The following is a 23,781-nucleotide window of genomic DNA, read 5'->3' on the forward strand; positions in this document are numbered from 1 at the left end:
CTAATTAGAAACCAAATTTGGTTTTTAACTAGCTTTTTATTTTACGTTTAAATTTTAAACTAAATTATTTATCCAAGCAGATTTATGGCATATAAATTGATTAAGGGTGTCATAACCTTACTTTTTAGGGGGTTATTAAGATTTTTTTGACTTTTAACTAGCTTAAAGAACTGATAAATAACGGTCTTTATTTATTAGTTAAGCTTATTTTAAGGTTAATCATTAAATTATGTATAAAATAGTAAAAGTAAATGACAAAATTGGTACGAACATGGTATTATTAAGATTAAGGATTTAGACGAGTAAAAAATATAACACAAAGAGGAATGGATATATGATGACAAACAAGAAGATACACATCGGATTACTTTTTGGTGGTAATTCATCAGAACATGACGTGTCAAAACGTTCAGCACATAATATTTATGATGCAATGGATAAAAATAAATATGAAGTTAGTTTATTCATGTTTACAAAGACAGGTGTATTACTTGGCGATGCTGCTTCACGTCGTATCTTTGACGGCGAACCAGAAGCACAAGTGGTTGCTGACGTTTTACCAACGATTGATTTCACAAACCCATTAGCTAACATTATGAGTTTAACTGAAGTGAAAGATATTGATTTATTCTACCCAGTTATCCATGGTAACATGGGTGAAGATGGCACAATCCAAGGGCTATTCAAGCTTTTAGATAAGCCTTACATTGGTAGTGATGTTCGATCATCAGCAATTTCATTTGATAAAGATTTAACGAAAAAAATGTTAACGTTAAACAATATCAGAAATACAAAGTACTTAGTTGTTAAAGCAAATAACCGTGCCGAAATGACTTATGCACATATTAGTAAAGAACTTGGGGATGTTGTGTTTATTAAACCAGCTAATCAAGGTTCATCAGTGGGTATTCATAAAGCGCATAATGAAAAAGAATTTATTGAAGGCTTAGAAGATGCCTTTTTATATGACACAAAGATTTTAGTTGAAGAATCAATTGAAAATCCCGACGAAATTGAATGCTCAATTCTTGGGAATACTGATTTAAAGGCTTCAAAATTAGGTGCCGTTATTGTACCTAAATCTGATGTATTTTACGATTATAATAATAAGTTCGTTGATGCTTCAGGTGTCGAATTTGAAATGCCAGTAGAATTACCAGACGAATTAACAAAAGAAATCCAGGACATGTCATTACGTGCTTTCGAAGCATTGGGTTGTCGTGGTTTAGCACGAATTGATTTCTTAGTTAAAGATGGTATTCCATATCTTGGTGAATTAAACACATTGCCAGGCTTCACAAATATTTCACTTTATCCACAATTGTGGGAAGTATCAGGTATTGGTTATTCAGAATTGATTGATCAATTAATTCAATTAGCATTTGATGAACATGCTGCTGTTAAAGAATTGCATTATGATTTTACTGAACTACCTGAAATCTAAATCTAAAATGAAGAAGATTACTAGTCTGGGAACAGCGCTAGTAATCTTTTTTAGTTAAATGAAACAGGAGGAGAGCGTATGGAAAGATGTCCATGGGCACAATCTGGCAATCAATTGATGCAAGATTATCATGATAAAGAGTGGGGGAAACCACTCTTTGGTGATCAACAATTATTTGGATTATTAAGTTTGGAATTAATGCAGGCAGGTTTGAGTTGGCAAACCGTGTTAAATAAGCGTGGTGCTTTTAACGCTGCTTTTGAAAATTTTTCAATTCAGAAGGTGAGTCAGTTTGATGATAGTAAAGTTGCTGAGTTAATGGCAAATTCAAGTATTATTCGTAACCAACGTAAAATTTTAGCAATTATTACGAATGCACAAGTCATTGTTAAAATGAATCAAGCTGGGCAAACATTTGATGCATTTTTATGGCAATTTGTGGTTAATAAACCAATCAATAATCTTTGGGGACATGCAGAAGAAGTTCCAGCAGAAACAGATTTATCAAAGCAGTTATCTAAGGCATTAAAAAAGTTGGGATTTAAGTTTGTTGGTCCGAAAATTGTTTATTCCTTGATGCAAAGTATGGGGATGGTAGATGACCACATCATTTCATGTGAATTTAAGACAAAATAAAAAGAAATTAACCTGAGTTGGTTAATTTCTTTTTTTGTTATTTAAGATTACTTTTAAGTGCAGGTACATTATTTAAATCAGTTCTAACAACTAAGACATCACATTCTGCTACTCGAGTGACATATTCTGTAACGGAACCAATTAATAAGCGTTCAACGGCATTTAAGCCAGTAGCGCCGATTACGATTAAGTCAATATCTAAATTAATGGGCACGTTTTTTGCAATAATTACTTTTGGAGAACCATATTCAATGGCATAATCAACGTTTTTAAGACCAGCTTTTTTGGCTTGTTCAATATATTTATTCAATGTTTCTTTTGCTGTATCACTAACTTGTTCAACCATTGACGTATCAAAACTTGAGATATTTTGGAATGCTCGAGTATCGATGACGTGTAAAAGATGAAGTGTAGAATCTTCGCCATTTCTTAAAGCTACTTGTACAGCCTTTTCAAAGGCTAATTTTGCTTCATCCGAACCATCTACAGGGACTAAAATATTTTTATATTGTTGTAACATGGTCATCCACCTCTTTCTTTTGTATACTTCTATTTTACGACAAATTTAATGAAAATAGAAGTAAAAACGGTTACAAATCTAGCTTAATGCATAAAAAAAGATAAAATAATGGTTAAAGCGCCAACGGTAAGACAAGCTAGAGCGACTAGCAGACCACAGAATATTGGAATGAAAATTAAGACTGAAACTAACCCGATTAAACTTTCAATGCTGATAATTAAACTAAAAATGAGTAATATAGATCTTAAAATACTATTTGTTTCGGGTTTAAATATCATAAAATTTTTGTTGCGATGTGAGAATAGGTAATAGCCAATGGTTAAAAGTAAGACTGAAAGAATGGCTAAAAGTATCCGAATTAACATAAAAAAACTCCCTTATTATTAGCATAAAAAAAGCCTGAACAAACAGAGTTTGCTCAGACCATCAAAGCCAAAAGCTTTGGAAAATCCGCGTAGTGCCGTTAATCATCTTCGTGAGTTGAGCCCGCAATGAAGCAGGTGGCATCGACTGTACTAACTTCTAACTACCAAGTGAAATGGCTTGAAATCAGCTAGCCTATTAAGTTGACGCCTAGATATAATTATTTGTTCGGTCAACATTCTAATAAGATAACGCGTACACTTCAGAACTTCATCCTTAATATAGCACAGACTTTTAGAACGTGCAACATTTTTGATGTAAGCGTCAACAGATTATTTTTTTACTGGATGTAATTTGCGATATTGTTCTTTAAGCGCTTGTTCATAGCGACCATTTGATTTTGGTTCATAGTAATTAGCCTCTTTTAATTTATCTGGCAGATACTGTTGTTTAACCCAGTCATTAGGGTAGTCATGAGGAAATTTATAACCAATACCATGGCCTAAATCTTCGGCACCTTTATAGTGGGCATCTTTTAAATGAGCAGGAATATCGCCAAAACCACCTTTTTCAATATCAGCGATTGCGTTGTTGATAGCAACATTAGCTGAGTTTGATTTGGGTGAAAGGCAAAGGTCAATGACCGCATTTGATAACGGAATTTTAGCTTCCGGAAAGCCAATTTTTTCAGCAGCTTGTACGGCAGTTACGGTTCTTGCGCAGGCAGCAGGGCTGCTTAACCCAATATCTTCGTAAGCCATCGTAATTAAACGTCTAGCAATTGTAGGCAAATCACCAGCGAGAATTAAGCGGCCTAAGTAGTGGAGAGCGGCATTAACATCTGAACCTCTGACTGACTTTTGAAAAGCGGAAATAACATCATAATGTGCGTCACCATCTTTATCATGTGTTAGTGCCTTTTTCTGCAGACATTCTTCTATGATTGTTAACGTTAGAGTAATGAGACCTGAAGCATCAGGCGGTGTGGATTTGGCAGCTAACTCCAGTGCATTTAGGGAACTGCGTAAATCCCCATTAGTTGCCCGAGCTAAATGTAATCGGGCATTGTCTTCTAGGTTAATGTTAAGGTTCCCAAGTCCAATTTCTTTATTGGCTAAGGCACGATCCAATGCAATTTCAATATCTTTTTCATCTAAAGGTTTCACTTCAAAAATCTGTGTTCGACTTCTAATAGCCGGACTGATAGTAATATATGGATTTTCAGTGGTTGCACCAATTAAAATAATTCGACCGTTTTCTAAATGTGGCAATAGGAAATCTTGCTTTGGTTTTGTTAATCGATGAATTTCATCTAAAAGTAAAATGACAGTCCCACTCATTTTTGCTTCTTCAGCAACAATTTCAAGATCTTTTTTAGAATCGGTTGCCGCATTTAATTTGCGAAATGCATATTGCGTTGATCCGGCAATAGCACTAGCAATACTCGTTTTTCCAGTGCCAGGTGGGCCGTATAAAATCATAGAAGAAAGTAGTTTTGCGTCGACCATTCGTTTAATGATTTTACCTGGTCCGACGAGGTGTTGTTGACCAACAACTTCTTCAATTTTTGTTGGTCGCATTCTAAAGGCAAGTGGTTGTAACATAAATGGCTCCTTTCGCGTTGTTTACTAAAGAATAGTATAGCATATTGCTCTTAATTAATTGTGGGGAGGCAACCGTAAATATGAGAGGTTAGCTGGAATATTTGGTATACTATAATAGAAAAGTGAGAACTGTTAAGCATTGAGTCGAGTTAGTAGAAAGTGTAGTAAGAAAGGGTGTTTCAAAGTTACTTGGCTATACCAATAGTGGTGTTTAGAACGGGAAATTATTGGCATTTTATGAATCTCGTTAGTTCAAATAATAAAAAACTTGAATCAGCACTTTTATGATAGGTGCTGATTCAAGTTATATTAGTCAAATAAATTTTCAAAAAATGATTTTTTCTTTGCTGGAGCGTCACTTTTAATAATGGGATACTTGTCATTAATAGCAACAACTGATTCGTTGATTGCCGTTTTTTCAGTTGCGATAACTAATCCCATAATTTCAGCGCCAACAGGATTTTCACTATTCGATGTCAATGTGAAATTAACATTATGCTTATGGAGTAACGTAATGTAAGGTGCTAATGTTTTTTGATCAATCATGCCGTTAATTAGGGCATGATAATCAGGATGTGTAACGAGTTCTTGTTCAAAACCAGCCATATTGTTGGCCGCAGTTACTTCATCAATTGTCATTGTTAAGCTAACCCGTTCTCTAAAGGTACCTAAGTATTTTCTTTGTTCATCGGGGTGAAGTTGCGGCGTTCCGTAAAGTCCGGATTGAAGATGTGGATCTAAATCATTTTCAGCCATTTTAAAGTACCACCTTTCAGTAAGTTATGTTTTTAGCATACCATGTTTGGATCAAAAGGAGAGAGTGAAATGTTTATTAAAGATGATTTTTTAGTTTTTAACGATCAAACGTTGGATGGTCGGTTAGAAAAAATTCGAACAATTATTGATCCTAAGTTTGAAATAGTGGGATCTGAGTTGTTACCATTTTTAGAAGAGCAATTGGGTGTGGAACTTTATTTGCATATTGCAAAACATGCCCGAAGGTCGAAAAATCCGCCACCTGATACTTGGATGGCATTTAGTGAAAATAAACGTGGGTATAAAATGATGCCACATTTTGAGATAGGTTTCTGGAATGATCGATTATTTATTTGGCTGTCTGCATTAGCGGATATTAAGGACAAGAGTTTGTACGAAAAGGGAATCAACGAATCAATTCCGGCAATCCAAAAACTAGAAGAGACATTTTTGTGGTCAGTAGACCATACGAATAAAGAAACAATCACCTTAGCGAGAATGATAACGCAAGAAGATAGTCAAAAATGGGGCGAGGTAAAAACTAAAGAATTATTGATTGGTCAAAATTTAACTACTGAAAATAAGTTTTTCATTTTAGATGAATATAAACAACTTGATTATTTGAAAGAGACTTTGATACCGTTAATTGAAATTTATAAAATTTGGACAAAAAAAACATCTCATTAAAAATGAGATGTTTTTTAGTTTGAAATTATAATTTGTTGTAGTATTCAACGATAAGTGATTCATCGATGTCTGCTTCAAGTTCTTCACGTTCTGGTAAACGAGTTAATGAACCCTCTAATTTATCAGCATCAAATTGTACAAATTGGGGACGACCAACTAATGCGTCCATTGCGTCTTTAACAATTTGTAAACTCTTTGATTTTTCACGTAATGAAATTACTTGACCAATTTCAACAGCGTATGAAGGAATATCAACGCGGTTGCCATCAACAGTAATATGACCATGGTTTACCAATTGACGAGCTTGACGACGAGTAGAAGCCAAACCTAAACGATAAACAACATTGTCTAAACGACCTTCAAGTAAAATCATGAAGTTAACACCATGTTTACCTTCGCGAATTGTACCAGCTTTAATGAACAAGTTAGCAAATTGACGTTCTGATAAACCGTACATCATACGGAGCTTTTGTTTTTCTCGTAATTGTAAACCATATTCTGATAATTTACGGCGATTGTTTTGACCATGATCACCGGGTGCATAAGGACGACGAGCTAATTCTTTACCAGTACCTGTTAAAGAAAGACCTAATCGACGTGAAACTTTCCAACTTGGGCCAGTATAACGTGACATATATAAATTCCTCCAATATTTGTTTTGGAGTAAAATAATCCTTTGTGAACTTAGTATTCGTGCAGTTTGTTTTGCAATGTTCACCTTTGCAGCTGAAAGGGTACTAATTGAACCAAGAAACTTGGGCAACAAACTGTTGACGAGCTTACCGTTCACCGCTGCATTATTTTACACAAGACTTATCATACTGTCTTTGAAGGTCAATGTCAATCAGTTTTCATGTTTGTTTGCAGACTAAGTTAATGTGTATTAATTAAGATTTATTTCAATATATTATACAAAAGCTAGTGAAGGCTTTAAAAGTCTATGATATAATGATTAGAAGCATAAAATTTGAATGTTGGTATTGAATATAAATTTTAGTAAGCTAAAGGCGGGATTAGGGTATGACACAGATTTTTGTTGGAATAATAGTAGTAGCCATTATTATCTATGCAACGGCGTTTTTTCTTCAGAAACGCAATGAAAAAAAATTCGAAATATTTCGTGGCCAAGTAGAAGCCGATTCTCATTCTGAAGTTGAAAAACAACTTCAATTGACGGAAAATTTGGGTCTAACAGGCGAGAGCCTTAAAACCTTTTCAGCGTTACAATCAGATTTTAAAGAAGTTCAAGAGTCAAAGTTACCTAAAATTACAATGCAAATTGATGAAGCTTATGAAGCAAATTCTAAATATCAATTTCTTTCTAACCGTCAATTAACGGCAGAGATTGATGTTAAGTTGATGTCCATTGATAAAACGTATGACGGTATCAATAAGGCATTAACCTCTTTGAAACAAAGCGATGAAAGTAACCATCAAGCCGTTGATACACTAGAAAAAAAATATCAAGATTTACGTAAAACCTTGTTGTCAAAAAACTTTTCTTATGGACCTAGTATTGATAAGTTAGAAGATAAATTGACAGGTCTTGAAGATGATTTTGATCGTTTTTCAACATTAACTAGTGCTGGAGACCATGATACAGCAGAAAAAGTTTTAAGTAAGTTAAGAGAAGATACGACATCTTTAGAAAAAATTCTTGATGAGATTCCACCTTTATATAAGAGTTTAAAAAATGAGTTTCCTGGGCAGCTTGCTGAATTACAATCAGGCTACATGAAATTAACGGATGAAAATTACAACTTTCCAGTTGGAGATGATATTCCCAAACAAATTGCCGAAATTCAAACACGCGTTGATAAAGCATTAGGTGAATTGGAAGTTTTGGAAGTTGCGTCAACAACGGTTGAAGTTAATAATATGGCAAATCAAATTGATTATTTATATGATGTTATGGAAAAAGAATTGAAGGCAAAAGATAAAGTTGAACAGCAAGAAAAAGGGTATCGTAAATTTATCGATCATGCTGAAAAGCAAAGCCAAATGCTTTTAGTTGAGCTTGATAGACTAGGTCAAAATTATGAATTAAGTCATAATGAATTGGAAGATGCACAAAAATTAAATCAACAGATTAAAGATATTAATGTACAATATGAGACTGACCAAACTGCTATTGCTTCAGATGAAGCAGTTTATAGTGAGATTGCTGATTGCCTTGAACAAAATTCTAAAGCATTAGAAAAAATTGAATTGACACAACGAGAAATTAATAGCAGTATCCAAGATTTACGTAGTGACGAAAAGAAAGCCAGTGCAACCATTCAAAGATTTGATATTGAGTTGCATCAACTCAAACGACAAGTTGAACAGGTTAATTTACCGGGATTACCAAACAGTTATTTAGACTTTTTCTATGTTGTTAGTGATGAGATTGAAGAAGTAGAATCAGCAATTGGTAAGTTGAAAATTAATATGGGTGAAATTGCCAAACAAATTATCGATATCGAAGCGGATCTTGAAAGTTTGCAAGATAAGACACATGATTTAATTGATAGTGCGTCATTATCTGAGAATTTAATGCAATATGCGAATCGATTCAAAAATTCAAATGAAGAAATAGTCATCGCATTTGAAAAGTCAAAACGTTTGTTTAACACTGATTTTAATTATGCAGCTAGTTTAGAAACAATTGCTACTGCATTAGACAAAGTTGAACCTGGATCATATAAGAAAATAGAAAAACAATATTATGACAGTATGGAAGATAGCTTTGAAACTGAATAACAGCCATTAAGTGGGGACTGAGACAAAAATATTTGTTCAGTCCCCACTTTTATATTTCAGAAAGAAACACCAGGGATGAATAAATAGTGTCAATCTGATACGAAGTATATTATAATAAGAAAAGTATTTTTCAGAAAAGAAGGTAGCTAATGATTTATTTTGATAATAGTGCGACAACAAAAATCGCACCAGAGGTTTTAGACACATACAATAAAGTGAGTGAAAAAGTATGGGGTAACCCATCTAGTTTGAATAATTTAGGTGAAGTTGCCTATAATTTATTGGAACAATCACGACAACAAATTGCGAGTCTGTTAAATGTATTTGAAGATGAAATCTTATTCACTGGTAGTGGAACTGAAGGCGACAATTGGATAATTAAGGGAACTGCTATGGCTAAAATGGCTCATGGTAAGCATTTGATTACGACGACTGTTGAACATCCGGCTGTAATGAATACAATGGCTCAATTGGAACAACTTGGTTTTGAAGTTACTTACTTGCCAGTTGATGATGAAGGTCGTATTAATGTTGATGATTTAAAAGCAGCTTTGAAATCTGATACTATTTTGGTTTCAGTTATGGCAGTTAATAATGAAATTGGAACAGTCCAGCCTTTAGTTGAAATTGGAGATGCATTAAAAGATTATCCAACGGTTCATTTTCACGTTGATGCGGTTCAGGCTATCGGTAAGGGTGTTCAAGCGGCTTTTATGAGTGATAGAGTTGATTTTGTGACATTTTCAGGGCATAAATTCCATGCACCACGTGGTGTTGGATTTATTTATAGTAAGCGAGGCCGCCATATTGAACCACTGCTTACAGGTGGCGGACAGGAACATAACTTGCGTAGTGGGACTGAAAATGTTCCTGCAATTGCCGGGATGGCAAGAGCTTTACGCTTACTATTAAAAGATGAAACTGAAATGGTTGCAAAACAAAAAGCTGTTAAAAAGCTGATTTTTGATCATATTAGTGACTTTAGAAAGATTACAACTTTTTCTAAAATTCAGCCAGATTTTGCGCCGCATATATTATGTTTCGCAATTGAAGGCGTTCGTGGCGAGTCAATTGTTCATGCATTTGAGAGTGAAGGTATTTATATCTCGACGACAAGTGCTTGCTCATCAAAGAAAAATCAAGCATCTGGGACTTTGCTGGCAATGCATGTTCCAGAAGCACTTGCTAAATCAGCTGTTCGAATTAGTTTTGATGAAAATAATACATTAGAAGAAGCAGAAGAATTTAATCGCGTTTTTGATATTTTATATCACAAATTTGAAAAAATTAATTCTTAATAACGAAAGGATGTCGACATGCAATATACAGAAATAATGGTCCGTTACGGTGAATTATCAACAAAAGGAAAAAACAAGAGGAATTTTATTGATCGTTTAGGCACTAACGTAAACAATAGTTTACATGATTTTGATAAATTAGTTGTTAAAGCCAATCGCGATCGTATGCATATCAATTTAAATGGTGATGATAGCGAGTTAGTGATGCAACGCTTATCACAAGTTTTTGGTATTCAAAATTTCTCACCTGCAATTCGGGTTGAACAAGATTTAGATTTAGTTAAAGAAACTGCGGTAGCAATGGTAAGTGAACAATTTGTTGAAGGCACAACATTTAAAGTTAATACACGCCGTTCAGATCATGACTTTGAATTAGATACTAATGAAATGAATGATGAATTAGGTGGTTGGATTTTGGATCACGTACCTGGTATTACGGTTAAAATGAAACAACCAGATATTATTTTGCGTGTTGAAGTTCGGGCAAATGGGATTTTCTTATCATCTGAAACACGTCTCGGTGCTGGTGGTTTGCCTGTTGGGACTGCTGGTAAAGGGATGCTGATGTTGTCAGGTGGGATTGATTCACCAGTTGCTGGCTATCTTGGTATGAAACGTGGCGTTTCAATGGAAATGGTCCATTTCTTCAGTCCACCATACACAAGTGAACAAGCTTTAGCTAAGGCTAAAGAATTAACGGTTAAATTGACACCTTATGTTGGCACAATTCAGTTCATTGAAGTACCATTTACTGAAATTCAAGAACAAATTAAGCATGACGTGCCAGCACCATACTTGATGACAATTACCCGTCGTTTCATGTTACGTTTGACAGAAAAAATTGCTGAGATGCGTAATGGATTAGCCATCTTTAATGGTGAATCATTAGGTCAAGTGGCTTCTCAAACACTTGAAAGTATGGTCGCAATTAACGATGTCACAACAATGCCAATTATTCGTCCAGTAGTTTCAATGGATAAAAATGAAATTATTGATGTTGCTAAGAAAATTGATACGTTTAACCTTTCAATTAAACCATTTGAAGACTGTTGTACTATTTTTGCCCCACCAGCACCTAAAACAAAACCTCGTTTAGATCGTTCAAGAGAATTTGAAGCACGTTTGGACATTGATGGTTTGATGGAACGTGCACTAGCAGGCATTAAAGTCAGCAAGATTCATATTGGTGACGAATATTTGAATGAAAATAGTGATTTATTTGCAGAATTGTTATAGACCCTTTAAAGATTAGAAATTTTTCTAATCTTTTTTTGTCCAATCAAATAAGTCGCTTCTTGATTGATAATTGCGTAGAATAAGGATAAATAAAGAAAGGGTGGTCAATTATGAAAGTAACTCGTCATGGTAATGAAATGGATACAGTTGGTGAAGCACCTAAAGTAGGCGCTATTTTTCCTACGGTTGTTGCATATGATGAAAATGATCAAGCAGTAACATTGCCTAAGAAAAATGGTAAGAAATTGTTATTAAGTGTTGTTCCAAGTATTAATACACGTGTTTGTAGTATAGAAACAAAACGATTTAATATGGAAGCGGATCATTTTAAAGATATTGAATTTATCACAGTTTCGGATGATACAAAAGAAGATCAAAAGAATTGGTGTGCAGCTGAGGGCATCACTAATTTGCAATTATTGCATGCTGACAAAGGTGATTTTGCCAAAGTTACGGGATTAGATGTGCCTGAATTTGGCCACATGGCACGAATGGTTTTTATTTTGGATGAAACTGGACAGGTAATTTATGAAGAACTCGTCACAGAAATTTCAGATGAACCAGATTATGCGACTTTACTTAAAGAATTAAAAAAATAAGATATTGACGATTTTCAGAATAAACGCTAGAATATGACTACAGACGAAGAACGGGAACACCAGTCATTTCAGAGATAAAATGCTAGGCTGAAACATTTTAATCAGACACTATGGTGGTAGCTCGGGAGTTGTTATTCTGAAACAAAGTAGGAATAACCGGACATTATTGGTTCGTTAAAAAAGTAATTAAGAGGGGTTAAAACCCAATTTAGGTGGTACCACGGCACTGTCGTCCTAAAACAGAAATGTTTTTTGCTGACGGTGCTTTTTTATGCCTAAAAATAAAATTAATGAATGAAAAGGAGAACTCATGACAAAAGAAGTTGAATTATCAACAAAATATGATCCAAGTCAGGTTGAACCTGGTCGTTATGAAGAATGGTTGAAAAAAGATTTATTTAAACCTAACGCTAACCCAGAAGCAAAGCCTTATTCTATTGTTATCCCACCGCCTAATGTTACTGGTAAATTGCATTTAGGTCATGCATGGGATACAACGTTACAAGATATTTTAATCAGACAAAAAAGAATGCAAGGTTTTGATACCCTCTGGTTACCAGGGATGGATCATGCAGGAATTGCCACACAAGCCAAAGTAGAAGCAAAGTTAGCCGAACAAGGTGTGACGCGCTACGATTTAGGCCGTGAAAAATTTGTCCAACAGGTTTGGGATTGGAAAGATGAATATGCTGATGTTATCCACAAACAGTGGGCAAAAATGGGCTTATCTCTCGATTATAGTCGTGAACGTTTTACGTTAGATGATGGGTTGTCAGATGCTGTTAAAAAAGTCTTTGTTAAGTTATACAACAAAGGATTAATTTACCGTGGCGAATACATTATCAACTGGGATCCTAAGGCAAGAACAGCTTTATCAGATATTGAAGTTATTCATCAAGATGATGAGGGCGCCTTTTATCATGTTAAATACCCCTTTGCTGATGGTTCTGGCTTTATTGAAATTGCAACAACACGTCCGGAAACAATGATGGGCGATGTTGCGGTTGCGGTTCATCCTGATGATGAGCGTTACAAAGATATTGTTGGTAAAAAAGTTATTTTACCCCTTGTTAACAAGGAAATTCCGATTATCACAGATCATTATGTTGATATGGGATTTGGAACAGGGATGGTTAAAATTACACCAGCCCATGATCCTAATGACTTTGAGGTAGGTAATCGTCATAACTTGCCTCGTATCAACACAATGAACGAAGATGCAACGATGAACGAAAATGCTGGCAAATATGTTGGTATGGATCGTTTTGAAGCACGTAAAGCAATCGTTAAAGATCTTGAAGCTGAAGACTTAATGATTAAGATTGATCCAATTACACATAGTGTTGGACATTCTGAAAGAACTGGGGTTCAAGTTGAAGCCCGATTATCAACACAATGGTTCGTTAAAATGAAACCACTTGCTGAAGAAGCTTTAAAATTCCAACAGGGGGAAGATAAAGTTGGATTTGTACCAGAACGATTTGAAAATACCTTTACACAATGGATGGAAAATGTTCATGATTGGGTTATTTCACGTCAATTATGGTGGGGTCATCAAATCCCAGCTTGGTACCATAAAGAAACTGGTGAGATGTACGTTGGTGAAGTTGCACCAACGGATATAGAAAACTGGGAACAAGATAATGATGTGCTAGATACCTGGTTCTCAAGTGCGCTATGGCCATTTTCAACGATGGGTTGGCCAAATACGGATGCACCAGATTTCAAACGTTATTTCCCAACAAATACGCTTGTTACAGGCTATGATATTATTTTCTTCTGGGTATCACGTATGATTTTCCAAAGCTTAGAATTTACCGATGAACGTCCATTTGAACATGTGCTTATTCATGGGTTAATCCGTGATGAAAATGGTCGTAAAATGAGTAAATCACTTGGTAACGGAATTGATCCCATGGATGTGATTGAAAAATATGGTGCTGATGCGCTTCGTTGGTTCTTATCTAATGGATCTGCACCAGGCCAAGATGTTCGTTTTAGTTATACTAAAATGGACGCCTCTTGGAACTTTATCAATAAAATTTGGAATGCCAGCCGTTTTGTTATTATGAATTTAGATGGTGTTGATAAGATTGAATTACCAGCTAAATCAGAATGGCAACTAGTGGATAAGTGGATATTAAGTCGCTTGAACACAACGGTTTCTGAAGTCACACGTTTATTTGATACATTTGAATTTGGTGAAGCCGGTCGTGCTTTATACAACTTTATTTGGAATGATTTCTGTGATTGGTATATTGAAATGAGTAAAGAAAATCTTAATGGTGAAGATCAAGCTGTTAAGCAAAATACACAACAAATTTTGGCTTATGTGTTAGACCAAACATTGAAATTACTTCACCCAATTGTGCCATTCGTGACTGAAGAACTTTGGTTAACAATGCCGCATGAAGGGAAATCAATTGTTGTGGCAGATTACCCAGTTGTGCATCCAGAGTTTGAAGATGAACAATCAGTGACTGATATGAATAATTTAATTGAATTAATTCGTGCCGTTAGAAATAATCGTGCAGAAGTAAATGCACCTATGTCTAGTGCGGTTGATTTATTGATTAAAACAACGGATGCTAAAACGAAAGTTATTTTTGAGGATAATCAAGAATTTATTCAACGATTCTGTCATCCTAAAGAACTTCAAATCAGCCCAGATGTTGTTGCACCTAAATTAGCAATGACGTCTGTTATCACAGGGGCAGAAGTTTACATGCCACTTGCTGAGTTGATTGATTTGAATGATGAAATTGCCCGTCTTGAAAAAGAAGTTAAAAAACTCGATGGTGAAGTTATGCGCGGAACTAAAAAATTAGGCAATGAAAAATTTGTTGCCAGCGCACCTGAAGCTGTTGTAACAAAAGAAAAAGAAAAATTAGCTGACTACCAAATTAAGTTAGCAGCAACTAAGGAAAGAATTTCTGATTTAAAAGCAGAAGCCTAACCTAACAAAATAGAAGTATTTCGGGTACAATAGACCTGAGATACTTCTATTTTTGTAGAAAGCGGGATGGGGAATTGATTACAACTTATGAGGAAACAATCGCATTTATTCACGGTCGAACACAGTTTAAAAAAAGTCCATCTTTGAGTCGGATGCGATCATTTATGCAACGCTTGGGTAATCCACAAAATCAGATTGACATGATTCATGTTGCTGGAACGAATGGTAAGGGATCGACAGTTGCCTTCTTACGTGAGCTACTAATAGCGCAGGGATTGACGGTTGGAACATATACTTCGCCTTTTATTGTGAAATTTAATGAACGGATTTCATTAAATGGACAAATGATAGATGATGATGCGCTGTTGAGTTTAGTAAACATTGTAAAACCAATCGTTGATGAGATGGACGTTGAGCTAGCTGAGCATGAGGGTGGGCCAACTGAGTTTGAAATTATTACTGCAATGATGTTTGTTTACTTTGGTGTCGTAAATCCAGTAGATATTGTAGTTGTTGAAACTGGGCTAGGTGGCAAGTACGATTCAACCAATATTATTGACCCACTGGTTTCTGTAATTACAACAATTGGCTTAGATCATATGAAAATTTTGGGTGACACGATTGAAAAAATAGCACAACAAAAAGCAGGTATTATTAAGACTAAGCGTCCCATTATTGTCGGTAAAGTAACGGATGAGGTTTTTAAGGTTATTGCTACCGAAGCCGAATTGAAAAATAGTCCTATCATTCGTTTAGGGACAGATTTTGAAGTTAAATCTGAAGGACCCAAATCGTCGTGGGAAGAAATTTTAACGTATACATCCAATGAAATGCACATTAAACAGTTATCCATACCATTATTAGGAGAATTCCAAGATGAAAATGCAGCAACTGCTATTGCTGCTTTTGAGCAAGTTGCTAATATTCAGGGCTGGTCAATTAGTGTGAAATCAATTAGGCAAGGAATTAGTGCGACAACGTGGCCAGGTCGTTTTGAAAAAGTGAATGATGAGCCATTAGTTGTTTTAGATGGCGCACATAATAGTGCAGCAATAGATAGGATTTCGCAGTTACTCCGAACACATTTTCAAGATAAAGAAATAACGATTATTTTTGCGGTACTTGCTGATAAACAAGGTGAACAGATGCTTGAAAAGTTAGCAGCGTTACCGAATGTACACATTATAGTGACACAGTTTGCTGGCCCACGACAAGTGACAAGAATGGCTGATTTTAAAATAAATCAATTTAAAAATGTCTCCTTTCAAGATAGTTGGAAGGAAGCATTAGTTCAGAGCGTTGGCACAATGTCAGCTGATGATTTGTTGCTTGTGACAGGTTCACTTTATTTTATTTCAGAAGTCCGCGGCTATTTTGTGTCAGAATAATTTAAATGAGTGAATTTCTCGTATTTAGTTAAAAATAGGAGGAATTGTGATGTCACTTATTTCTAATTGTCCAAGCGAGTATTTATTAGAACAAATTCAAAAGTATCAATGTGATCATTTAACAGATAAAGAATTGTTGACAGTTATTTTTGGCTTATTGTTAACCAAATCTGCAGATATTGAAAAACGAATTGACTATTTTACATCAAGGTATCAATCTTTGAGTCAACTAAAAAAATGTTGTTTAACAGATTACCAGTTATTAATGGGTGAAAAAAATCAGACCTCAGCTTTACATTTACAAGCCATTGTGGCATTTGGTAAGCGAATTAATCGTGAATCACATTTTATTTGTGGTCAAATTTGTTCTAGTCAGGATGCTGGCGAAAAAATGGTTGCTGAACTAGGTGGATTGAACCAAGAGTTTTTAATTGGCCTGTTTCTGGATACTAAGAATCAAATAGTAAAACAGGAAACGTTATTTATCGGCACTTTAAATTCGGCAACAGTGCATCCAAGAGATATTTTTGCAGTTGCTTTAAAGTATGGTGCGGCCAAAATTATATTGGTTCACAATCATCCGAGTGGACATGTGACGCCATCTAAGAATGATATTGTATTCTCTAAAAGGGTTGAAAAATGTGGTATTTTGATGGGTATTGAACTTTTGGATCATATTATTTCGGGTAACACTAACTATCTCAGTATGAAAGAAGAGGGCGTCCTTTAGGGGTGCTCTCTTGTTCTATGAAAATAGATATGATAAACTTAATAACGTTGCGGGTTTAGGAGTAGGCAACACGCAATGATGCAATTAATTTAAGATAATCTTAATGAAATTTAGTAAGTATTGAATGAAATGTAACTTTTAATTATGATATAATATGGAAACTATGAATAAAAGCGCCTAAAAGGCTGACGATGAAGGGAAGAAAGACTGTGTTTGGATTTGGAACAAAGAATATAGGAATTGATTTAGGAACAGCTAATACAATCGTGTACGTTGAAGGAAAAGGAATCGTTTTACGTGAGCCTTCAGTCGTCGCTAAAAATGTTAAAACGGATGAAATTGTTTCTGTTGGAGAAGATGCTCGTGCAATGATCGGCCGTACACCAAGTAGCATTGTGGCTATTCGCCCAATGAAAGACGGTGTAATTGCTGATTATGACACAACAGTCGCTATGATGAAATATTACATTCAAAAAGCTTTAGGTAAATCATCAGGTAAACCTTACGTAATGGTTTGTGTCCCTAGTGGTGTGACAGAAGTTGAAAAACGTGCTGTTATTGATGCAACTCGAGTTGCAGGTGCACGTGATGCTTATGTTATTGAAGAACCATTTGCTGCTGCAGTTGGTGCTGGGTTACCAGTTATGGATCCAACGGGTAACATGGTTGTCGATATCGGTGGTGGTACAACAGATGTTGCAACAATTTCATTAGGTGGGATTGTTTCAAGTCGCTCTATTAGAATGGCCGGCGATAAATTAGATGAGTCAATTGTGTCATACATTCGTCAAAACTTTAATTTATTGATTGGTGAAAGAACAGCTGAACAATTAAAAATAGACGTGGCATCTGCCTCAGTTAAAGAAGCAGATAAGATTGAAGATACAACGATTAGGGGTCGTGATTTAATTACGGGTCTTCCTAAAACGGTAACAGTTAAGGCAACAGATATTGCAGTTGCGATTCAAGAATCAATCGTTGAAATTATCACAGCAATCAAGGAAACATTAGAAGAAACGTCTCCAGAAATCGCTGCTGATGTGATTGATCACGGTATCGTATTAACGGGTGGTGGTGCCTTATTGAAGAACTTATCAGAAGTTATCGCTGAAGTGACAAAAGTGCCCGTATTTATCGCTAATGATCCACTTGACTGTGTTGCAATTGGAACCGGTGAATCATTAAAAAGTATTGATGTCATGAAGAAGAAATAGTTCTAAAAATCACATAGATTAAAAATAAAGAGGTTGGAGTTAATTCATCCAGCCTCTTAATTTTTTAGTTAATTATAAGGCAAATGGAGGATAGCGAACATGCAGAAATTTTTTTCAAATAGAAGACTAATCATCATTTTAATTGCCATTATTGTGAGTCTTAGTTTAATTTCATTTTCAATTTCCGTTAGAAATAAAAAATCAACACCACCGCTAATTCAAGAATTTGGCAATGATGTTGTTGGTCTATTTGATAGAGCAGTTAGTTACCCTGCAAAAGGCTTAAAAGGGTCAGTTGTTGGCATATCTGATCTTTTGAATACATACCAAGAAAATCAAAAATTAAAAAAACAAGTTGATGAATTGACACAGGTTAAGGTGCAATCAGATACGGTTAGAAATGAAAATGCACAATTAAAAAAAGAGTTGAAGTTGACTAGTACGTTGACTGATTACACATCAATTAACGCCTCTGTCTTAACCCGATTACCTTCTGGTTGGTTGAACCAACTTGTTATCAGCAAAGGTAGTGCATCAGGCGTTAAGAAGAATGCGCCAGTAATGGCTGGTTCTGGCTTGATAGGTCGTGTTACTGAAGTCAATAAAACGAATAGTAAGGTTGAGTTGATATCAACCACGAATGATTCTGTGGATAGATTCGCGGTACAAGTAACCAACTCAAGTGGTGCGATTGTTAATGGGTTAATTACTGGCTATGATAAAACAGATAGTCTTTTAACTATGGGGCAAATTACGTCTAAAAAAGCCTTGAAAAAGGGTGATGCAGTTGTCACATCTGGTCTTGGCGGGACAACACCAAAGGGGTTAAATATTGGTGTTGTTTCTAAAATTGAAAAAGGCGATTATGGGCTTGCATCAAAAATTTATATCAAGCCAGCAGCTGATTTGAGTGATTTAACTGTTGTGACAGTTGCTCAGACGTTAGATTAAAGGTGATGGATAGATGATAAATAAAAATAAACAGTACATTTTCCCTGTAGGACTTATTATTTCCTTTTTCTTGGATGGGACGATACAGTTTGCTTTTTCAGCACAATTGGAATCGCAAACAACAATTATGGTTAGTCATTTACTCTTGTTGTGGTTAATAATGGGGGTATTTTACTCAGATAATAAGCATCTAGAGTTATGGGCATTTGGTATTGGATGGGCATTTGACAGTTATTACGCGGGTATTCTAGGAATCTATATGATTCTTTTACCCTTAATTGTTTATTTAACTAAAATTGCATATCAATATTTTGAACCCTCATTCATTGTTTTATTACTCATTTATTTTATTGATTTAACGGTTTTAGAAGTCTCATATTATAGTATCAATGAAATGATTGGATTTGCGAATGAGTCGGTAACAACGTTTATTAGTACTTCGTTTGGACCAACTTTAGCATTCAATCTGGTACTATTTGTTATTTTGTACTATCCAATATCGAAATTAATGAACTCAGGTAATCGATACAATTAAGATTCAGGGGTGAACATAGATGCAGAGTGTTATTTTAAAAGGATATAAAGATGGTTATGAAATCATTCTTAAACAGGATTTTGGTTTCGATAAGATTTTGGGTGAACTTAGAGAATTATTTGATAATTTGAATGCTGAAAAGAAAAATACTGACGATACGATTATTTCGTTTGATATTAAAACTGAAAATCGATTGTTTACGGCAGAAGAAAAGCAAAGAATTGAAAAAATTATTTCTGAGTATCATAACTTTAAAGTACACAAAATTGAATCTAAAGTAATGACTATAGAAGATGCTAACATTTTGAAAGAAAATGAGAACGTTCATCTTTGCTATCGAACCATTCGGAGTGGTCAAATTGTTGATTTAAAAGGTGATGTGCTCTTTTTAGGTAAATTACATCAAGGTGGTCAATTGCGAGCTGCTGGTAATATTTTTGTTATGGGCGAAGTTCAAGGTATCATTCATGCTGGATTTGAAAATAATACAGACAGTATTATTGTGGGTGATGTTTCAGCTGCTTCCCAAGTTAGAATTGGTGAATTAGTGGATATTATAGATGATGAAAAGGTGACAAATAGTCAGGATACGGTAATCTATGTGAATGATTTACATATTATTGATTACGGTACTCGGAATGAATTAAAGTCACTTCGACCAAAATTATTTAATCATGCGGGAGGATATTAGAGATGGGAAAAGCGATTGTTGTAACATCTGGTAAGGGTGGCGTTGGTAAAACAACGTCATCTGCGAATATTGGAACTGCATTAGCACTTCTTGAAAAAAAAGTTGTTTTAATGGATTTGGATATTGGATTACGGAATTTAGACGTTGTCTTAGGCCTTGATAACCGTATCTTATTTGATATTGTAGATGTGGCTGAAGGCCGGGCCCGATTACATCAGGCTTTAATTAAGGATAAGAGATTCAATGAATATTTATACTTATTACCTGCAGCACAAAATACTGATAAGTCAGCTTTAGTTCCTGAACAGGTAAAAGCAATTGTTGACGAATTAAAAAAAGAATTTGACTATGTGATTATTGATTGTCCTGCTGGGATTGAACAAGGCTTTATGAATGCTGTTGCTGGAGCAGATATGGCTATTATTGTAACAACGCCTGAAATTTCTGCGGTTCGGGATGCAGATCGTGTTGTTGGTCTGTTAGAACAAAATCCATTACTTGAACAACCCAAATTAATTATTAATCGTATTCGTCGTCAGATGATGCAAGATGGTCAAGCAATGGATGTTGATGAAATTACGCGTCATTTGTCAATTGATTTATTAGGAATTATTGTGGATGATGATGCGGTTATTAGTACTTCTAACCATGGTGAACCAATTGTCTTAGATTCTAAAAATCCAGCTGGATTAGGCTATCGCAATATCGCACGTCGCCTACTCGGTGAAACAGTCCCATTAATGACGATAAAACAGCCACAAAAAGGTTTCTGGAAAAAAGTAGGATCATGGTTTAAAAAAGACTAGCCTCTTGACACGGTTAATGTTTGTGTGCTAAGTTGTTATCAATTAAGAAAAACGTTGAACAGAAGATTAAGACTTGAGTAAACTTTTAAAGAGAGTATCGTTTGCTGGGAAGATACAGTTTTCAAGTCTGAAACACATCTGCGAGTTGATTTCCTCAACTAGTTAACTAGGGAAGTTCGGGATAAGCCCGTTATAGCTGTAGTTTAATAAACTCGTTGAGATTAGATTCGTGAGAATTTAGTGAAGCTTGAGGTGGTACCGCGACTTGTCGCCCTCTATAGTCAATTTTGACTATAGAGTTTTTTTAGTTACTTTTATTAATCTACATAAGTTATTTTTCGTGAGAAAAATATAAATTTGAGGTGGCACCACGGTTATCGTCCTCTTGAGTCAATTTGACTTGAGAGGATTTTTTTATTTAATTAAAAGGAGATTATTCAATGACTTATATATTAGAAATTTTACCTTCATTATTAGATGGTGCTAAATTAACGTTGGAAATATTTTTTTGGACGATTATTGGTTCAATTCCGCTTGGTTTAATTGTTGGGTTAGGTTTGATTTCAAAAATAAAACCAATTAAATATTTTTTGAATTTTTATGTTTGGTTAATGCGAGGAACGCCATTATTACTACAATTAATTTTTGTCTTTTACGGGTTGCCTACGTTACAACAATTTCATATTCATATCGTATTTGGTCGATATGACGCTGCATTATTCGCATTTATTTTAAATTATGGTGCTTACTTCGCTGAAATTTTCAGAGGGGGATTGCAATCAATTCCTAAGGGACAATATGAGAGTGCAAAAGTTCTACGTCTCTCATATTGGCAAACAATTCGCACAATTGTGGTTCCACAAGTCTTTAAAATTGTTTTACCATCAATTGGGAATGAAATTATTAATTTAGTGAAAGATTCGAGTTTGGTTTATGTTATTGGACTAGGTGATTTATTGAGAGCGGGGAATGTTGCGACAAGTCGAGATGTGACACTTGTACCGTTACTTATGGTTGGAGCAATCTATCTGTTATTAACAGCTATCTTCACACTTATCTTAAAGAAAATTGAAAAACATTATAGTTATTACAAATAAGGAGTGATTCTATGCTAGAACTAAAAAATCTGACAAAGTATTATGGAAAACGATTGATTTTAGATGATATTAATTTAACAGTTAATGATGGCGAAATTGTGAGTATCGTTGGGCCATCAGGTGGTGGTAAAACGACATTATTACGATGTATTAGTGGGTTAGAATCAATCGATTCTGGAGAAATTTTGATTGATGCGTCACCATTTGATCCGTACCGTAATAATACTAATGAAAGTGTTATAGGGGTTGTTTTCCAAGAATTTCAACTGTTTCCACATCTTTCAGTGCTAGATAATATAACATTAGCACCGAAAATGGTTTTAAAGACTCATAAAGTGCAAGCTGAAGAAGAGGCACAAAAATTATTGGATCGGTTGTCACTAGGAAACAAGGGACAACTGTATCCTTATCAACTTTCAGGTGGACAGAAACAACGAGTTGCCATTGCACGCGCATTAGCAATGAAACCCAAAATTCTATGTTATGATGAGCCAACTTCGGCACTAGATCCAGCGCTACGCCAAGAAGTAGAAGATATGATATTATCATTGAAAGCTGATGGGATGACTCAGATTGTGGTTACACATGATGTGCCATTTGCTGAAAATATTGCGGATAAATTGTTAAAAGTAAAACCGCTTGAAGATTAGAGGATAACAAATGACTCAATTAATGAAAAAAATTATTTTTCTTATGCTATTCATGTTACTCTTTGTGGGATTAGCAGGCTGTAGTAAAGCTGGAACAAAAAATAATAACCAAACAATGAATACAACTGATAGTTGGAAAGCAATTCAAAAAAAAGGGACCGTCGTTATTGGAATTGATGACAGCTTTGTGCCGATGACCTTTAGACAAAAAGATGGCAAATTAGTGGGATATGATGTTGATTTAGCTAAAAAAGTCTTTAAAAAATATGGACTCAAAGTTGATTTTCAAACGATTGATTGGTCTATGAAAGAAACGGAACTAAAAAATGGCACAATTGATTTAATCTGGAATGGGTACACAAAAACGACGGCACGTGCTAAAACGGTTGCGTTTAGTCGAACTTATTTAACTAATAAACAAGTATTAGTGACAAAAAAAGCCAGCAAAATTACATCATTTGCTAAAATGCAGCATAAAATATTGGGTGTTCAAAGTGGATCTGCTGGATTTGATAGTTTAAATTTGCATCCGCGTATTTTAAAAGATACAATTCAAAATAAGGAACCTGTTCAATATGATTCATTTGATAATGCATTTATTGATTTGAACGCTGACCGTATTCAAGGCCTTTTAATTGATGATGTTTACGCGAGCTATTTTATTAAACATCAAGCAGACTCAGATGCATATAATGTGATTGATGGCAAATTCAAAACTGAAGATTTTGCTGTTGGTATGAGAAAATCGGATAAAACAATGCGATTAAAGATTAATACAGCAATCACTGACCTACAAAAAAAGGGTCAACTAGAAAAAATAAATCAAAAATGGTTTGGTAAGAACACAACTGTTCAGAATAATTAATTTCGGAGGAACC

23 protein-coding genes and 1 other annotated feature are annotated in these 23,781 nt (G+C 35.0%); of the genes, 18 read left to right on the forward strand and 5 right to left on the reverse strand.

The genetic code is table 11. From position 1 onward, the window contains the following. The first annotated feature begins 337 nt into the window (after window positions 1-337). A complete protein-coding gene (locus tag ACVQ8P_RS02885) occupies window positions 338-1,444 on the forward strand; it encodes a D-alanine--D-alanine ligase family protein (RefSeq protein ID WP_462297480.1) in 1,107 nt (368 codons plus the stop codon). 78 nt (window positions 1,445-1,522) lie between these two features. After that, window positions 1,523-2,080 (forward strand): DNA-3-methyladenine glycosylase I, encoded by a 558-nt coding sequence (locus tag ACVQ8P_RS02890; RefSeq protein WP_462297394.1) that lies wholly within the window; start codon window positions 1,523-1,525, stop codon window positions 2,078-2,080. A gap of 37 nt (window positions 2,081-2,117) precedes the next feature. Here ACVQ8P_RS02890 and ACVQ8P_RS02895 read toward each other — a convergent pair whose 3' ends face one another. From ACVQ8P_RS02895 to ACVQ8P_RS02910, 4 genes are all read right to left on the reverse strand, one after another. Then, window positions 2,118-2,600 (reverse strand): universal stress protein, encoded by a 483-nt coding sequence (locus ACVQ8P_RS02895; protein WP_462297395.1) that lies wholly within the window; start codon window positions 2,598-2,600, stop codon window positions 2,118-2,120. Window positions 2,601-2,683: 83 nt separating this feature from the next. After that, the gene (locus ACVQ8P_RS02900) at window positions 2,684-2,965 is read right to left on the reverse strand and encodes a hypothetical protein (protein ID WP_462297396.1); all 282 of its coding nucleotides are present in this window, start codon (window positions 2,963-2,965) and stop codon (window positions 2,684-2,686) included. Window positions 2,966-3,295: 330 nt separating this feature from the next. After that, complete coding sequence (locus ACVQ8P_RS02905) at window positions 3,296-4,567, reverse strand: replication-associated recombination protein A (protein WP_462297397.1); 1,272 nt, start codon at window positions 4,565-4,567, stop codon at window positions 3,296-3,298. 309 nt (window positions 4,568-4,876) lie between these two features. Beyond that, on the reverse strand, window positions 4,877-5,323 hold the full coding sequence (locus ACVQ8P_RS02910) for a YueI family protein (RefSeq protein WP_462297398.1): 447 nt from the start codon (window positions 5,321-5,323) through the stop codon (window positions 4,877-4,879). A gap of 69 nt (window positions 5,324-5,392) precedes the next feature. Between ACVQ8P_RS02910 and ACVQ8P_RS02915 the strand changes: the two genes are divergently transcribed. Next, window positions 5,393-6,010 carry a DUF1054 family protein gene (locus tag ACVQ8P_RS02915; protein WP_462297399.1) on the forward strand — a complete coding sequence of 206 codons (618 nt, stop codon included), beginning with the start codon at window positions 5,393-5,395 and terminating at the stop codon, window positions 6,008-6,010. Between the two features lie 25 nt (window positions 6,011-6,035). Here ACVQ8P_RS02915 and rpsD read toward each other — a convergent pair whose 3' ends face one another. Next, window positions 6,036-6,644 (reverse strand): 30S ribosomal protein S4, encoded by a 609-nt coding sequence (gene rpsD / locus ACVQ8P_RS02920; RefSeq protein WP_462297400.1) that lies wholly within the window; start codon window positions 6,642-6,644, stop codon window positions 6,036-6,038. A 386-nt stretch (window positions 6,645-7,030) separates the two neighbouring features. Between rpsD and ezrA the strand changes: the two genes are divergently transcribed. The 15 genes from ezrA (at window position 7,031) to ACVQ8P_RS02995 (ending at window position 23,768) form a co-directional block, all read left to right on the forward strand. Then, on the forward strand, window positions 7,031-8,752 hold the full coding sequence (ezrA, locus tag ACVQ8P_RS02925) for a septation ring formation regulator EzrA (RefSeq protein WP_462297401.1): 1,722 nt from the start codon (window positions 7,031-7,033) through the stop codon (window positions 8,750-8,752). A gap of 149 nt (window positions 8,753-8,901) precedes the next feature. After that, complete coding sequence (locus ACVQ8P_RS02930; RefSeq protein WP_462297402.1) at window positions 8,902-10,050, forward strand: cysteine desulfurase family protein; 1,149 nt, start codon at window positions 8,902-8,904, stop codon at window positions 10,048-10,050. Window positions 10,051-10,068: 18 nt separating this feature from the next. Further along, the gene (gene thiI / locus ACVQ8P_RS02935) at window positions 10,069-11,286 is read left to right on the forward strand and encodes a tRNA uracil 4-sulfurtransferase ThiI (RefSeq protein WP_462297403.1); all 1,218 of its coding nucleotides are present in this window, start codon (window positions 10,069-10,071) and stop codon (window positions 11,284-11,286) included. Between the two features lie 110 nt (window positions 11,287-11,396). Further along, the gene (gene tpx, locus ACVQ8P_RS02940) at window positions 11,397-11,885 is read left to right on the forward strand and encodes a thiol peroxidase (RefSeq protein WP_462297404.1); all 489 of its coding nucleotides are present in this window, start codon (window positions 11,397-11,399) and stop codon (window positions 11,883-11,885) included. A 310-nt stretch (window positions 11,886-12,195) separates the two neighbouring features. Further along, window positions 12,196-14,841: a valine--tRNA ligase gene (locus ACVQ8P_RS02945; protein WP_462297405.1), complete on the forward strand. Its 2,646-nt coding sequence runs from the start codon at window positions 12,196-12,198 to the stop codon at window positions 14,839-14,841. Between the two features lie 74 nt (window positions 14,842-14,915). Then, entirely contained in the window at window positions 14,916-16,229 is a 1,314-nt protein-coding gene (locus tag ACVQ8P_RS02950; RefSeq protein WP_462297406.1) for a bifunctional folylpolyglutamate synthase/dihydrofolate synthase, read from the forward strand. A 49-nt stretch (window positions 16,230-16,278) separates the two neighbouring features. Next, on the forward strand, window positions 16,279-16,959 hold the full coding sequence (gene radC, locus ACVQ8P_RS02955; protein WP_462297407.1) for a RadC family protein: 681 nt from the start codon (window positions 16,279-16,281) through the stop codon (window positions 16,957-16,959). 209 nt (window positions 16,960-17,168) lie between these two features. Continuing rightward, a complete protein-coding gene (locus ACVQ8P_RS02960) occupies window positions 17,169-18,173 on the forward strand; it encodes a rod shape-determining protein (protein WP_462297481.1) in 1,005 nt (334 codons plus the stop codon). Window positions 18,174-18,272: 99 nt separating this feature from the next. Beyond that, on the forward strand, window positions 18,273-19,124 hold the full coding sequence (mreC, locus tag ACVQ8P_RS02965; protein WP_462297408.1) for a rod shape-determining protein MreC: 852 nt from the start codon (window positions 18,273-18,275) through the stop codon (window positions 19,122-19,124). A 13-nt stretch (window positions 19,125-19,137) separates the two neighbouring features. Next, a complete protein-coding gene (mreD, locus tag ACVQ8P_RS02970) occupies window positions 19,138-19,659 on the forward strand; it encodes a rod shape-determining protein MreD (RefSeq protein WP_462297409.1) in 522 nt (173 codons plus the stop codon). A 19-nt stretch (window positions 19,660-19,678) separates the two neighbouring features. Continuing rightward, entirely contained in the window at window positions 19,679-20,350 is a 672-nt protein-coding gene (locus tag ACVQ8P_RS02975; protein ID WP_462297410.1) for a septum site-determining protein MinC, read from the forward strand. A 2-nt stretch (window positions 20,351-20,352) separates the two neighbouring features. Continuing rightward, the gene (gene minD / locus ACVQ8P_RS02980; protein WP_462297411.1) at window positions 20,353-21,156 is read left to right on the forward strand and encodes a septum site-determining protein MinD; all 804 of its coding nucleotides are present in this window, start codon (window positions 20,353-20,355) and stop codon (window positions 21,154-21,156) included. A gap of 45 nt (window positions 21,157-21,201) precedes the next feature. Further along, window positions 21,202-21,435, forward strand: a binding site (T-box leader). Window positions 21,436-21,596: 161 nt separating this feature from the next. Next, a complete protein-coding gene (locus ACVQ8P_RS02985; protein ID WP_462297412.1) occupies window positions 21,597-22,253 on the forward strand; it encodes an amino acid ABC transporter permease in 657 nt (218 codons plus the stop codon). Window positions 22,254-22,264: 11 nt separating this feature from the next. After that, on the forward strand, window positions 22,265-22,903 hold the full coding sequence (locus ACVQ8P_RS02990) for an amino acid ABC transporter ATP-binding protein (protein ID WP_462297413.1): 639 nt from the start codon (window positions 22,265-22,267) through the stop codon (window positions 22,901-22,903). Between the two features lie 22 nt (window positions 22,904-22,925). Further along, on the forward strand, window positions 22,926-23,768 hold the full coding sequence (locus tag ACVQ8P_RS02995; RefSeq protein WP_462297482.1) for an amino acid ABC transporter substrate-binding protein: 843 nt from the start codon (window positions 22,926-22,928) through the stop codon (window positions 23,766-23,768). The last annotated feature ends 13 nt before the right edge of the window (window positions 23,769-23,781 follow it).

The organism is Dellaglioa sp. BT-FLS60 (assembly GCF_054941065.1).

What these genes read in the sequence shown, in the direction of transcription:
- ACVQ8P_RS02885 (WP_462297480.1), top strand. Translation starts at nt 338, where the DNA reads ATGACAAACAAGAAGATACACATCGGATTACTTTTTGGTGGTAATTCA.
- ACVQ8P_RS02890 (WP_462297394.1), top strand. Translation starts at nt 1,523, where the DNA reads ATGGAAAGATGTCCATGGGCACAATCTGGCAATCAATTGATGCAAGAT.
- ACVQ8P_RS02895 (WP_462297395.1), bottom strand. Translation starts at nt 2,600, where the DNA reads ATGTTACAACAATATAAAAATATTTTAGTCCCTGTAGATGGTTCGGAT.
- ACVQ8P_RS02900 (WP_462297396.1), bottom strand. Translation starts at nt 2,965, where the DNA reads ATGTTAATTCGGATACTTTTAGCCATTCTTTCAGTCTTACTTTTAACC.
- ACVQ8P_RS02905 (WP_462297397.1), bottom strand. Translation starts at nt 4,567, where the DNA reads ATGTTACAACCACTTGCCTTTAGAATGCGACCAACAAAAATTGAAGAA.
- ACVQ8P_RS02910 (WP_462297398.1), bottom strand. Translation starts at nt 5,323, where the DNA reads ATGGCTGAAAATGATTTAGATCCACATCTTCAATCCGGACTTTACGGA.
- ACVQ8P_RS02915 (WP_462297399.1), top strand. Translation starts at nt 5,393, where the DNA reads ATGTTTATTAAAGATGATTTTTTAGTTTTTAACGATCAAACGTTGGAT.
- rpsD (WP_462297400.1), bottom strand. Translation starts at nt 6,644, where the DNA reads ATGTCACGTTATACTGGCCCAAGTTGGAAAGTTTCACGTCGATTAGGT.
- ezrA (WP_462297401.1), top strand. Translation starts at nt 7,031, where the DNA reads ATGACACAGATTTTTGTTGGAATAATAGTAGTAGCCATTATTATCTAT.
- ACVQ8P_RS02930 (WP_462297402.1), top strand. Translation starts at nt 8,902, where the DNA reads ATGATTTATTTTGATAATAGTGCGACAACAAAAATCGCACCAGAGGTT.
- thiI (WP_462297403.1), top strand. Translation starts at nt 10,069, where the DNA reads ATGCAATATACAGAAATAATGGTCCGTTACGGTGAATTATCAACAAAA.
- tpx (WP_462297404.1), top strand. Translation starts at nt 11,397, where the DNA reads ATGAAAGTAACTCGTCATGGTAATGAAATGGATACAGTTGGTGAAGCA.
- ACVQ8P_RS02945 (WP_462297405.1), top strand. Translation starts at nt 12,196, where the DNA reads ATGACAAAAGAAGTTGAATTATCAACAAAATATGATCCAAGTCAGGTT.
- radC (WP_462297407.1), top strand. Translation starts at nt 16,279, where the DNA reads ATGTCACTTATTTCTAATTGTCCAAGCGAGTATTTATTAGAACAAATT.
- mreC (WP_462297408.1), top strand. Translation starts at nt 18,273, where the DNA reads ATGCAGAAATTTTTTTCAAATAGAAGACTAATCATCATTTTAATTGCC.
- mreD (WP_462297409.1), top strand. Translation starts at nt 19,138, where the DNA reads ATGATAAATAAAAATAAACAGTACATTTTCCCTGTAGGACTTATTATT.
- ACVQ8P_RS02975 (WP_462297410.1), top strand. Translation starts at nt 19,679, where the DNA reads ATGCAGAGTGTTATTTTAAAAGGATATAAAGATGGTTATGAAATCATT.
- minD (WP_462297411.1), top strand. Translation starts at nt 20,353, where the DNA reads ATGGGAAAAGCGATTGTTGTAACATCTGGTAAGGGTGGCGTTGGTAAA.
- ACVQ8P_RS02985 (WP_462297412.1), top strand. Translation starts at nt 21,597, where the DNA reads ATGACTTATATATTAGAAATTTTACCTTCATTATTAGATGGTGCTAAA.
- ACVQ8P_RS02990 (WP_462297413.1), top strand. Translation starts at nt 22,265, where the DNA reads ATGCTAGAACTAAAAAATCTGACAAAGTATTATGGAAAACGATTGATT.
- ACVQ8P_RS02995 (WP_462297482.1), top strand. Translation starts at nt 22,926, where the DNA reads ATGAAAAAAATTATTTTTCTTATGCTATTCATGTTACTCTTTGTGGGA.